This window comes from Mesorhizobium sp. M1312, from assembly GCF_040318115.1.
GTDB lineage: Bacteria > Pseudomonadota > Alphaproteobacteria > Rhizobiales > Rhizobiaceae > Mesorhizobium.
This window is the reverse complement of sequence record NZ_JAMYLQ010000021.1, coordinates 112656-125229: the sequence shown is the minus strand read 5'-3', so window position 1 is coordinate 125229 and position 12574 is coordinate 112656. Positions and strand designations below refer to the sequence as shown.

Annotated in this window: 9 protein-coding genes, 1 tRNA gene and 1 pseudogene; 6 read left to right on the top strand and 5 right to left on the bottom strand. The window is 62.6% G+C overall.

Annotation, left to right across the window (positions count from 1 at the left end):
* Positions 1-123: 123 nt before the first annotated feature.
* The gene (locus NKH36_RS22755; RefSeq protein WP_352962047.1) at positions 124-1053 is read right to left on the bottom strand and encodes a peptidylprolyl isomerase; all 930 of its coding nucleotides are present in this window, start codon (positions 1051-1053) and stop codon (positions 124-126) included.
* Between the two features lie 251 nt (positions 1054-1304).
* On the opposite strand from NKH36_RS22755, the gene secA reads away from it, so the two are divergent.
* Positions 1305-4037, top strand: a complete 2733-nt coding sequence (gene secA, locus NKH36_RS22750; RefSeq protein ID WP_352962044.1) for a preprotein translocase subunit SecA — start codon at positions 1305-1307, stop codon at positions 4035-4037.
* A 423-nt stretch (positions 4038-4460) separates the two neighbouring features.
* Here the strand turns inward: secA and NKH36_RS22745 are convergent, their stop codons facing one another.
* Positions 4461-5216 carry a hypothetical protein gene (locus NKH36_RS22745; protein ID WP_352962041.1) on the bottom strand — a complete coding sequence of 252 codons (756 nt, stop codon included), beginning with the start codon at positions 5214-5216 and terminating at the stop codon, positions 4461-4463.
* 715 nt (positions 5217-5931) lie between these two features.
* Between NKH36_RS22745 and NKH36_RS22740 the strand changes: the two genes are divergently transcribed.
* The gene (locus tag NKH36_RS22740; protein ID WP_352962038.1) at positions 5932-7332 is read left to right on the top strand and encodes a lipopolysaccharide biosynthesis protein; all 1401 of its coding nucleotides are present in this window, start codon (positions 5932-5934) and stop codon (positions 7330-7332) included.
* Positions 7332-8612, top strand: coding sequence for a GNAT family N-acetyltransferase (locus NKH36_RS22735; protein ID WP_352962035.1), 1281 nt, complete (start codon positions 7332-7334; stop codon positions 8610-8612). The genes NKH36_RS22740 and NKH36_RS22735 overlap by 1 nt, the downstream gene beginning before the upstream one ends.
* Positions 8613-8848: 236 nt before the next feature.
* Here NKH36_RS22735 and NKH36_RS22730 read toward each other — a convergent pair.
* Positions 8849-9113 (bottom strand): annotated as a pseudogene (locus NKH36_RS22730) (GIY-YIG nuclease family protein).
* A gap of 396 nt (positions 9114-9509) precedes the next feature.
* Here NKH36_RS22730 and NKH36_RS22725 point away from each other — a divergent pair.
* Positions 9510-10118: a hypothetical protein gene (locus NKH36_RS22725; protein WP_352962033.1), complete on the top strand. Its 609-nt coding sequence runs from the start codon at positions 9510-9512 to the stop codon at positions 10116-10118.
* A gap of 113 nt (positions 10119-10231) precedes the next feature.
* Here the strand turns inward: NKH36_RS22725 and NKH36_RS22720 are convergent.
* Positions 10232-10316, bottom strand: a tRNA-Leu gene (locus NKH36_RS22720).
* A gap of 271 nt (positions 10317-10587) precedes the next feature.
* On the opposite strand from NKH36_RS22720, the gene NKH36_RS22715 reads away from it, so the two are divergent.
* Together NKH36_RS22715 and NKH36_RS22710 are read left to right on the top strand one after the other, a co-directional pair.
* Positions 10588-11175 (top strand): YqaA family protein, encoded by a 588-nt coding sequence (locus NKH36_RS22715; RefSeq protein WP_352962030.1) that lies wholly within the window; start codon positions 10588-10590, stop codon positions 11173-11175.
* 95 nt (positions 11176-11270) lie between these two features.
* Complete coding sequence (locus NKH36_RS22710) at positions 11271-11789, top strand: disulfide bond formation protein B (protein ID WP_352962028.1); 519 nt, start codon at positions 11271-11273, stop codon at positions 11787-11789.
* Between the two features lie 154 nt (positions 11790-11943).
* Here the strand turns inward: NKH36_RS22710 and NKH36_RS22705 are convergent, their stop codons facing one another.
* Positions 11944-12501, bottom strand: a complete 558-nt coding sequence (locus tag NKH36_RS22705) for an HNH endonuclease (protein WP_029348574.1) — start codon at positions 12499-12501, stop codon at positions 11944-11946.
* Between the last annotated feature and the right edge of the window lie 73 nt (positions 12502-12574).

Here is a 12574-nt window from a genome sequence, read left to right as displayed (position 1 = left end):
CTCCCTCCCCCTTGTGGGGAGGGGTTAGGGGTGGGGGTACATCGTAGAGCGAAAGCCTCGGCTTCCCACCTGCGATAGCCCTGCCCGAAAGGGGGGAGATCGGCAGCCTCACCGATGGCGCGCCTACTTGGCGCCTTCCAGCGCGTCGACCGTCTTCTTCAGCTTCTCGTCCGGAATCTCGACCTTGGCCTCGGCGCGCAGCGACTTGACCAGCGCGATGTACTTGTCACGGATGACCGCCTGACGGGCCTGATCCTTGACCTGGTCGAAGGCCGGCGGCTGCTTGGCGCGCTTGTCCTCGACCTGGATGACGTGCCAGCCGAACTGCGACTGCACCGGCTGCTCGGTGTATTTGCCGACCGCCAGCGCGAAGACCGCCTTGTCGAACTCCGGCACCATCTGGCCGGGTCCGAACCAGCCGAGATCGCCGCCGCTGGTCTTGCCGCTCGGATCGCTGGTGTGCTCGTTGGCGAGCTTCTGGAAATCGGCGCCGCCGTCGAGCTGCTTGATGATCGCGTCGGCCTCTTCCTTCGACTTCACGAGGATGTGACGGGCATGCACCTCGTTGGTCGGCGGCGTGTTGGCGATTTCCTGGTCGTAGCGGGCGCGAATTTCGGCATCCGTGACCTTGCCGACGACATCCTTCTCGACCATTTCGCCATGCAGGGCGCGCTGCTGCAGGAATGCCATGCGGCGCTGGAAGTCGGGATCCTTGTCGAGGCCGGTGGTGACCGCCTGGGCGGCCATGACCTTGATCTCGATCGCTGCCGAAAGTGCTGCGGCGCGGCGCTGTTCGGGCGGCATCTGCGCGAACTGCTGCGACAGCTCGCCTTCGGCAAGCGCAAGGTCTGCCTCGGTCAGCGTCTGGCCGTTGATCGTGGCGACCACGGCGTTCGGATCGACAGGTGCTGCCGGCTGGGCGGGAGCCGGCTGGGCCGGGGCTGGCTGGGCAGGCGCGGTGTCCTGCGCCATCAGTGGCGACAGCGACAAAGCCGACAGCCCGAATGCCAGGCCGAGGCTGGCGAGCGACGCGCGGCGGAACAATGAGGACATACAATTAACTCCAATAGGGGATAGCTAGAGCCGGATGGCATCCAGACCAGCCGGTTTGTGGCGGAATTTGGCACGGTCGACAGGGCCAGCGCGCCGTTGACATCGATTGAGCCCCGTCTTATCTGTCCAACGACTTTGCGTCCAGAACCGTTTTCCGGGCGCTTTTTGCGTTTGTCCGCGTTTCACGTGGATTTGATCGGGCCGCCGGCACCCGTCGCAACGACTTGGAATGCTATCGAAAGGACCATTGAATGGTCAGTTTTGGCGGTCTCGCCCGTAAGGTTTTCGGCTCCTCCAACGATCGCCGGGTCAAGTCGACCCGTCCGCGCGTCGAAGCGATCAACGCCATGGAAAACGAGATGCGGGCGCTCTCCGACGCCGAGCTGACGGCCCGCACGGAAAAATTCCGCCAGGACGTCGCCAACGGCGCCTCCCTCGATGATCTGCTAGTACCGGCTTTCGCCACCGTGCGCGAGGCGGCGCGCCGCGTGCTCGGCATGCGCCCGTTCGACGTGCAGCTGATCGGCGGCATGGTGCTGCACAATGGCGGCATCGCCGAGATGCGCACCGGCGAGGGCAAGACGCTGGTCGCCACGCTGCCCGTCTATCTCAACGCGCTCGCCGGCAAGGGCGTCCATGTCGTCACCGTCAACGACTATCTTGCCACGCGCGACTCCGAATGGATGGGCCGCGTCTATAAGTTCCTCGGCCTTACCGTCGGCGTCATCGTCCATGGCCTGTCCGACGAGGAACGCGCCGCCGCCTATGCCGCCGACGTCACCTACGCCACCAACAACGAGCTCGGCTTCGACTACCTGCGCGATAACATGAAATTCGAGCGCGCCCAGATGGTGCAGCGCGGCCACAGCTACGCAATCGTCGACGAGGTCGATTCCATCCTGGTCGACGAGGCGCGCACGCCGCTGATCATTTCCGGTCCGCTCGAGGACCGCTCGGAAATGTACAACACCATCGATGCCTTCATGCTGAAGCTCGAGCCGGCCGACTACGAGATCGACGAGAAGCAGAAGACCTCGATCTTCACCGAGGAGGGCACCGAGAAGCTGGAAAACCTTTTGCGCGACGCCGACCTGCTCAAGGGCGAGTCGCTCTACGACGTGGAGAACGTCGCCATCGTCCACCACGTCAACAATGCGCTGAAGGCGCATCAGCTGTTCCAGAAGGACAAGGACTATATCGTGCGCAACGGCGAGATCGTCATCATCGACGAGTTCACCGGCCGCATGATGCCCGGCCGCCGCTATTCGGAAGGCCTGCACCAGGCGCTCGAAGCCAAGGAGCACGTGGCGATCCAGCCGGAGAACCAGACGCTCGCCTCCGTCACCTTCCAGAACTATTTCCGCCTCTACAAGAAGCTCGCCGGCATGACCGGCACGGCGCTGACCGAGGCCGAGGAATTCGCCAACATCTACAATCTCGACGTCACCGAGATCCCGACCAATCTGCCGGTGATCCGCATCGACGAGGACGACGAGGTCTACCGGACCGTCGAGGAGAAATACAAGGCGATCGTCAAGGAGATCAAGGAAGCCCGCGCCAAGGGCCAGCCGACCTTGGTCGGCACCACCTCGATCGAGAAATCCGAGCTGCTGGCCGCGCGTCTGCGCAAGGAAGGTTTTACGGATTTCGAGGTGCTGAACGCCCGCCACCACGAGCGCGAGGCGGCGATCGTCGCCCAGGCGGGAAAACCCGGCGCCATCACCATTGCCACCAACATGGCCGGCCGCGGCACCGATATCCAGCTCGGCGGCAATGCTGACATGCGCATCGCCGAGGAGCTTGGCGACATGCCGGCCGGCCCCGAGCGCGAAGCCAGGGAAAAGGCAATCCGCGACGACGTCGCCCGGCTGAAGGAAAAGGCGCTCGCCGCCGGCGGCCTCTACGTGCTCGCCACCGAACGCCATGAGTCGCGCCGCATCGACAACCAGCTCAGGGGTCGTTCAGGCCGCCAGGGCGATCCCGGCCGCTCAAAGTTCTTCCTGTCGCTGCAGGACGATCTGATGCGCATCTTCGGCTCCGAGCGCATGGACGGCATGCTGCAGAAGCTTGGCCTCAAGGAAGACGAGGCGATCATCCACCCCTGGATCAACAAGGCGCTGGAAAAAGCGCAGAAGAAGGTCGAGGCGCGCAACTTCGACATCCGCAAGAACCTGCTGAAATATGACGACGTCTCGAACGACCAGCGCAAGGTGGTGTTCGAGCAGCGTCTTGAGCTGATGGACGGTGAAGGCCTGTCCGAGACCATCGCCGAGATGCGCGAGGGCGTCATCGAGGAGATCGTCGCCAAGGCCATTCCCGAAAACGCCTATGCCGAGCAGTGGAACGTCGCCGGCCTCAAGGCCGAGGTCGCCGAATTTCTCAATCTCGACCTGCCGATCGAGGACTGGGTCAAGGAAGAGGGCATTGCCGAGGACGACATCCGCGAGCGCATCAGCCAGGCCGCCGAGACTGCCGCCAAGGAGCGCGCCGAGCGCTTCGGCCCCGACGTGATGACCTATGTCGAGCGCTCGGTGGTGCTGCAGACGCTCGACCATCTGTGGCGCGAGCACATCGTCAATCTCGACCATCTGCGCTCGGTCGTCGGGTTCCGCGGCTATGCGCAGCGCGACCCGCTGCAGGAATACAAGGGCGAGGCGTTCGAGCTGTTCCAGGCGATGCTGGGCAATCTGCGCCAGGCCGTCACCGCACAGCTGATGCGCGTCGAGCTGGTCCGCCAGGCCGCCGAAGCGCCGCCGCCCGAGGCGCCCGACATGTTCGGCAGCCATCTCGACGGCACCACCGGCGAGGACGATTTCAACGGCGGCGAGACCGGGCTTCTGGTTCGCCAGGAGACCAACGCCATCGTCGCCCCAGAAAACCGCGACCCGAACAACCCCGCCACCTGGGGCAAGGTCGGCCGCAACGAGGCCTGCCCGTGTGGTTCAGGGAAGAAGTACAAGCATTGCCACGGGGCGTTTGCGTAAGGCGCGCCTTTGCTTCTCCCCGTTCACGGCGAAGGTGCCCGAAGGGCGGATGAGGGGCGGCAGAGACGTTAGCGAGTAGCCAATCTCCCCACCCGTGGGGGAGATGGCCGGCAGGTCAGAGGGGGGCGCTGTCCCGGCGGCCCAAACTGGTTCAACATCGGAAGTACTTTCCGCGCGGCAAGTGATGGCATTCTGCTGCGGTATTTCATTACCACACGGCATCATAATACCGCATATCCTTCAAGCGCTACCCAGCCGTAGGGAAATGGCTAGGCCTTCTTAGGCTGCGGCGGTTTCTTGTCGTCCTTTGGCTGAGCTGACTTCACCACCTTCTTCAAGACGCGGTCAAAGGCCTCCTCTGACTGGTCGGGTTCCAGTCCGCGGGCGGCTTCACGGAATTTGTCTACCTGGGGTTTTGCTGCCTTAGGGATAGGTTTCGTCATCGTCCCCATTCACCGCGTCTGCGACATCGTCATCTGCAAATTCTTGCATCGCCTCGAACGCGGCCTTCTGCGCGCGAAGAACACTCATCAGCCGGTCGATGTCTCGAACCGAGGTGATGGCAATGGTACCGGTTAGCATGGTTCCATCAAAGCCAATCGTAAAGGGCTTTCCGGCCATCATTGCTGGTGGCGGCGGCGATACCATCTGCGGCACGGTCTGTTGGGTCATCTGATCCTCCTTGGGTGGGGGTGTCCTAGAAGGCGAATCATGCCCGGCCTGCCGAGGGTTGGCAATTTCTAACGTTTCACGATAAAATTGGATAACTTGGTCTACCGCAGACGACGAGAAGCCCTCACGGTGTAAGTAGGACCTCAAGGTGTCATCGCTAGGCGGTCGTTCCGGCCACTTCTCCCGCAGCTTAGCGAACAACACCGGACGAAACGCAGACTGCTCAAGAGCACGCTGTTTTTCCTCCGGATCATGGGGGAATAAGATACTCATTGCGAGGTCGGTGATCTTCGCTTCTCCCTCACCAACAGCCTCTATAAGCCCATATTTTCCAAGGGCCGAGAGCATGGTCGCGGACGCACCGTTCAACCCTCCAAACCCCAAGGCTTTTGCGATGGCCTCCCTTGAGGCTGCGTTACGTCCTTCCGCTATATGAACGGTCCGAACCCGATCTAGCGCGGCAGGAAGGCTCATTGCGGGATAGTTTGGGCTGCGTACGCGGGCCATGGCTAAGGTCCTCCTTGTTGGGCGCGTGGCAGGCCGCGCGTTTCAGACTTTTAACGCAGACTACGGCGTAAATCAACTTTTATCTAGATATCCGCATAACGGGCGCTTGCAATTAATTTTAACTCCGATAACGTAGGTTCAAACGAATCGTCGGAAGGAGTGACTTTGCTCAGACCTGTTTAGCCTCGGCGCCGCGACCACTGGCCAACCGAGTGTGACTAAACGAAGAAGGCCGACCCCGCGCTAACGGAAGTCGGCCTTCGTGGTGGTCAAGCAACCGGAAAGAGGTGGTAGCCTCTGCGGTCCTCTCCCTTTTCCAGCTGAGAGAATCGCACTTCTATCACCTCTTTTCAAGGCCCTCGCCTGAAAGAGGTGATGTCATGGTCTGGGTGAACCCCTACCTGCGCTTCCGCTTTGGTCGCACCGAGTCGGTCTGCGGCCATTTCCGTAGCCGATAGATAGGCGTCGGCGGCGATAGCCGCTTCGCCTTCCGATCAACCTAATTGCCGGGGGGCTAACCGCCTCCCGGTTTTTCTTTCGCTTCTCGTGCCGCCAGAGCGGCAACGTCAACTGCACCGGCTTCCGCCCGCCATTCGCCATGCCACCAGTGTGACCAATGCGCGTGACCGCGCCCCCACCACCCACCCAACCGTTTCTTAATGTGTTCTCGCTACACCCAAACGCTGAAAAAGAGGCGGAAAACGGAGAGTAGTGGGTGCGCTTTTCCGCGGCGACGACAGCCGGGCGGTTCCTGCCGCAGCGCCTTGCGCTGCGCGTAAAGCCGCTGCTTGGCCGCATCGATGCCGTGCTGTTCACCGCCGACGAGCGCGGCGAAGCCGGCCGCATGTCGCTCATCGCCTTCTCCATCCGCATCGTCGGCGCCGTCATCGCCTTCGTCAGCCAGGTGCTGATGGCGCGCTGGATGGGCTCGTTCGAATACGGCATTTTTGTCCTCGTCTGGGTGACGATGGTCATCGTCGGCAACCTCGCCTGCCTCGGCTTCCACACTTCGGTCATCCGCTTCATTCCCGAATATCGCGAGCGCAACATGCTGGCCGAATTGCGCGGCATCGTGCTGACCAGCCGCCTGTTCGTGCTGGTTGCCTCGACGGCGATCGCCGGCTTCGGCGCGCTCGGCGTCTGGCTGCTCTCGCCCTTTATCGAAAACTACTATGTCGTGCCGTTCATTCTCGGCCTCATCTGCATGCCGATGATCGCCATGTCCGATCTGCTGCAGGGGCTGGCGCGGGCCAACTCATGGGCGCTGTTTGCGCTGGCGCCGACCTACCTGGTGCGGCCGGTGCTGATCCTGGCGCTCATGGCGCTGATGCTTCTGGTCGGCTTTGCGCCCGACGCCCCGACCGCGATCTTCGCCTCGATCGCCGCCGCCTATGCCACCACGCTCGCTCAGCTCATCGGCGTCACCGCGCGCATGGACAGGAATATCCCGGCCGGGCCGAAGAAGGTGCATTTCGCGCAGTGGTTCCTGGTGTCGCTGCCGATCATCCTGGTCGAAGGCTTTTTCTTCCTGCTCACCAATGCCGACGTGCTGATGGTCGGCGCCTATATGGCCCCCAACGACGTCGCCATCTATTTCGCCACGGTGAAAACGCTGGCGCTGGTGCATTTCGTCTATTTCGCGGTCAAGGCGGGCGTCGCCCAGCGCTACGCGCAATTCACCCATGGCGAGCCGGAAAAGCTCGCCGCCTTCGCCCGCGAAACGGTGTCGTGGACCTTCTGGCCGTCGCTGTTGATGGCGCTGCTGGTGCTGGTGCTGGGCGAGCCGATGCTGAGCCTGTTCGGGCCTGAATTCGTTGCCGGCTATCCCCTGTTGTTCCTGCTGGTCTTCGGCGTCGTCGCCCGCGCCGCGGTCGGCCCCTGCGAAAGCCTGCTCACCATGAGCGGCAACCAGAACATCTGCGCCGCAGTCTACGCCATGACGCTGGCCTTCAACATCGGCCTCAATCTGGTGCTGATTCCGCTTTTCGGCCTGTGGGGCGCGGCGATGGCGACTGCCTTTGCGATGATCTTCGAGGCCGGCGCGCTGTCCTTCACGGTGTGGCGCAGGCTCGGCATCGTCATGGCCATTTTCGCAGCCGCCGAAGGAGCCGCATGATGGCTGCCATCCCGTTGCTCGAGGAAACCAGCGGCGGCCCGGCCGGCGCCATGGTGTCCGGCCTCGCCGGGCTCGTCCGCGAAGCCGACCCCGCCCATATCGAGCTCTTGGCCAACGACCGGCCCGAGCGCAAACTGGCGATCTACCCGGCTTCCGCCGGCTTCGATCTGGTCGAGGAACTCGACTATCTCTGCACCCGCACCATCGAGCCCAACGTCTTCTTCAACCCGCGCTTCCTGGCGCCCGCTATGCCAAGGCTGGAAGACCGCGAGGTGCGGCTGGCGGTCATCCGCGACGGCGACGAATACCGCAACCGGCTGCGCCTGCTGGTGCCGTTCTCGGTGGAGCGGCCGGCGGTGCCGCTCGGCGTGCGGGTCATGCGCACATGGTCGAGCCCGTTCGGCCCGATCGGCACGCCGCTGGTCGACCGTGACGATCCCGTCGGCGTCGTCGAGGATTTCTTCTCGATGCTGTCGCGGCCGCATCTCAAGCTGCCGAAAGTCTTGGTTCTGCCCGACATCCGGCTCGACGGCCCGGTGGCCAGCCTGCTGGCCACCGTCGCCGAGACGCGTGGCCTGACGCTGGTCACCACCGGCAAGGCCGAACGCCCGATGCTCGAAAGCGAGATCGACGGCGAGGACTATCTGAAGGCCTCGCTGCGCTCGCACCATTATCGCGAGTTCCGCCGCCTGAAGCGGCGCCTCGCCGATCTCGGCCGGCTGGAGCACCTGGTGGCGCGCGGACCGGAAAATATCCGCCATGCCATTGAACGGTTCCTGACACTGGAAGCAGCAGGCTGGAAAGGCCGCGAGCGCACCGCCATGGCCGTCGACCGCTACCGCGCCGCCTTCGCCCGCGAGGCCGTGCACCGGCTGGCCGAGCAGGATCTGTGCCGCATCCATTCGCTGACGCTCGACGACCGCACCATCGCCAGCCTGATCGTCTTTGTCGAAGCCGGCGTCGCCTACACCTGGAAGACGGCCTATGACGAGACGCTCGCCGCCTATTCGCCGGGCACGCTGCTGATGATCGAGGTGACCAGGCAGCACCTCGACGATCCCAACATCATGATGACCGATTCCTGCGCCGTGCCCGACCACCCGGTGATGAGCCGGCTATGGACGGAGCGCCGGCCGATCGGCACGCTGGTCATCGGCCTGACGCCGGACGCCGACCGCCTCGCCCGCCAGGCGGCGTCGCAGCTTCACCTCTATCGCGAAACCCGCAACATGGCGCGCCTGCTGCGCAACCGGATGAAGAGCTTGCTGGGGCGGCGGTAGGCTGGTGGTCCTGCGCTAGGGCCTAGTTCCTCGACACAGTGATTTTGACAGGTCAGGGCCGACCGGCAGCGAACGTCGATAATTCCTTTCAGTGGCAAATCGCAGAGCTGGAGAGTGGCCGAAACATTTCTCCCTTCGTCATACCAGGGCGGAGCAAGGAGCGAAGCGACGCGGCGCAGACCCTGGGATCCATGCCGTTACCTCGCGGCAGTGCTCCTGCGGAGCAGAACCGAACGCTACCACCTGGTTCCGCGAAAAAGCTCAAACCATTCTGGATTGGTCTTCTCGATCAGCTCGATCCTCCATTGGCGCGGCCAGCGCTTCAGCGACTTCTCGCGCTGGATGGCGTCGCGAATGTCAAAAATGCTCCTCGTACCAGACCAGACGCTGCACGCCGTAGCGGCTGGTGAAGCGCGAGCCTCCGCCGGATTTGTGCTCCGGCAAGCGGCGGCCGAGATCGTTGCCGATGTAGATCGTGCCGCGCTTCTGGCTTGCGGTCATTTAGGCATAGCCGGTCATGGCTGAACGGTAACGAGCGCAGTTGCGGTACAAGTGCCGTTCTTGGCCGCTGCATTCTTCGGCTTGGGTAACGGCATGGATCCCAGGGTCTGCGCCGCGTCGCTTCGCTCCTTGCTCCGCCCTGGGATGACGAAGGCGAGGTGGGATTTAGCTAATCGCAGACGTTGGAGATTGGCAGCTGCAGGCCGGTCGGCAGTGATCGTCGACAGTCCTTTCAGGCTCAGTCAAGAACCAAATCACCGTGCAGACGACCTAGGTCATGAGGGCTAATTCTCCCAACCAGCGGAAAGGATTAGCATCGGCGATAATCTCGGCCGCGCAACCAGCATCATTGCCGCCTCGGTCTTGCATGGCCAGAACAAAAACTGGGAGGAATGCATGACGAAAACAACGCACTTCAGGCGCCGCTGTATTCTCGCTTTGACCGGCCTCATCGGCGCCTGCCTGACTGCGGCTGCAGGTCAGGCCGCCGAGCCCGACAAGGCCGAGATCGAGGCCCTGAAAAAATCGCTAGCCAAGTACGAAGACTACAAGGCCGCCATCCGCGACCTCTATCTCTCGACGGTCGGATGCGTTTATTACAGCGGCGAGAAAGTGGCTGGAGCTATGGATTACCCCAAGGGTGCGATGGGCATTCATTTCGTCAACGTCGGGAGCGTCAGCCCGACACCAGATCCGACGCGCCCCAATGTCCTTATCTATGAGCCGGTCGACGGCGGCTTGCGCCTGGTGGCCGTGGAATGGCTTGCACCGTTGACGCCTGACACCAAGGAGCCGCCGAAACTCTTTGGACAGACGTTCCAGGGGCCGATGGAGGGACATTATCCGCTTATTCCGACGGAGTTCTACCATTACGATCTTCACGCCTGGCTGTTCAAGGACAACCCGCTCGGAATGTTCAGCCCGACGAACCCTGACGTGAAATGCGACAATTACGCATTTCCGATGCCGGAGCAGCCGACCAAGATGGTGCCGGGGCCGATGTAATAGCGGCTTAGGCGCGTAATCCGAAGGTATCAGGAAGACCCGGCCTCAATAGCAGTTATCCCACGGTGCGCCTGGGATACCCGCCGAGCTTTCAAGGCGTCTCGGGTGGAAAATGGTGCCCCTAGCCGGGATCGAACCAGCACTCCTTGCGGAACTCGATTTTGAGTCGAGCGCGTCTACCAATTCCGCCATAGGGGCTCAGGCCAGGCGGCCTGGATGGGCGCGGACTATACGGTTGGAGGCCTGTTCGTCAACTGGCCAATTCCCGGCATGCGGCCTTCGCTCAACCCCAGCCTTTCGATTTCGTGATGCTGCGGCCATTGTGCGGCGCGGAAAATCTTTCTAGACAGGCGGCGCATTGAAGCGCGTCGCGGCTGGAGATTCATGTGGCGCGCGTTGGTCTTTGTTTTTATGCATGTGGTTATCCCAAAACCGCTGCGCATTTGGGCGACATACATCAGGGGTGCCGATGCTTCGCGGACTATACGACTGGACCTTGTCGCTGGCGGCAAAGAAATCCGCCGAGTGGTGGCTGGCCTTTATCGCTTTCGTCGAAAGCTCGGTGTTCCTGGTGCCGGCTGACGTGCTCTATCTGCCGATGGCGCTGTCGCGGCCGGATCGCGCCTATCGTTACGCGCTGGTCGCCACCCTCGCTTCCGTTCTGGGCGGCATCGCCGGCTGGTACATCGGCCATTATGCCTACGACACGGTGGCGAAGCCGATCCTCGAATTCTACGGCAAGTATGACGACTTCGAGGCGCTGCGCGTCTCGTCGGGCGTCGGCTTCATCATCCTGATGCTGATCACCTCCGGCCTCGCCCATCTGCCGCCGATCAAGGTGGTGACGATCCTGTCCGGCGTCATCGGCGTCAATCTCCTGCTGTTCATCGTGCTGGCGATCGTGGCGCGCGGCGCCCGCTTCCTGTTCCTGGCCTGGCTTCTGCGCCGCTATGGCGAACCGATTCGCGAGTTCATCGAAAAGCGCCTTGGCATGATCGCGGGTGCCGGCGCCGCTGCCCTGATTTCGCTCTATATCGTCGCCAAATACGCCTTCTAGTATGAGAAGTCCGGGCCAGTCTGAGAAGTCCGGGCTAGAGCAAGGATGTTCAAATTGACCCATCCTTTGCTCTGACGGGAATGGACGGTAGATCGATGACAGCGACCGTGAGTGCTGATACTGGAGGCCAGCGCATGCGGACGGCGGTGTTCCTCGCCGTCGCCATGGCCGCCACCGTCGGCTCGGCGCTGGCTTTCCAGCATCTCGGCGGCTACATCCCGTGCAAGCTCTGCCTGGAGCAGCGCACCCCCTACTACATCGGCGTGCCGCTGATGCTGCTGGCGGCGCTGTCGTCGGCGCTGCGCTGGCCGGCCTGGCTGACACGCGGCCTGCTGGCCGTCGGCGGCCTGCTGATGGCCTACGGCGTCTATCTCGGCGCCTATCATTCCGGCGTGGAATGGGCGTGGTGGCCGGGGCCGACCGATTGTGCGGCGGCGGCAGGACCGGTTGACACCGGCGGCAAGGGCGTGCTCGACGCGCTCGACAAATTCGTCCCGCCATCCTGCGACAAGGCGGCACTGCGCATTCTCGGCCTGTCGCTGGCCGGCTGGAACGCCATCGCCAGTCTTTTCCTGGCGGTCATAGCGTTCCGCGGCGCCTTTGCCCGGGACTGAGCCACTGAGCCGACGCGAGATCGTTCAAGAATTCGGCAGGCTGAGTCGTATGAAGTGATTCTCGAGAACCGGAGCGGAGCATACTAAAGTACGTGAGCACCGGAAGCGCAGAAAATCGCTTCAGACGGCCAGCCTCCCGAATTATCGGATGATCTCAAGGTTCGAGTTCGACATCCCAGTATAGATAATCCATCCAGCTTTCATGCAAATGGTTGGGCGGGAACAGGCGGCCATTGTTGTGCAGATCATGCACCGTCGGCTGATAGGGCTTCTGCAGCGGCCACATTTTGGCATGCGCCGGCATCATGCCGCCCTTTCTCAGATTACACGGCGAGCAGGCGGCGACGACATTCTCCCACGTCGTCGCGCCGCCGCGATGGCGGGGAACGACATGGTCGAAGGTCAGATCCTCCGGCGTGCCGCAATACTGGCACTGGAAACGGTCGCGCAGAAACACGTTGAAGCGGGTGAAGGCCGGATGCCGCGATGGCTTCACATAGGCTTTCAGGCTGACGACGCTTGGCAGCTTCATCGAGAAGGTCGGCGACGACACGGCGTGCTCGTATTCGGCGACGATGTTCACCCGCTCGAGGAACACCGCCTTGATGGCGTCCTGCCACGACCAGAGCGACAGGGGGTAATAGCTGAGCGGACGATAATCCGCGTTCAGCACCAGTGCTGGAAGCCCATCCGGAGATACGGCAACCGTCACGTTGTTGACCTCCTTGGTTCTAGAACCGATCGGTGTGGATACTGTAAGCCCGACATGACAGGGATGTGAAGCG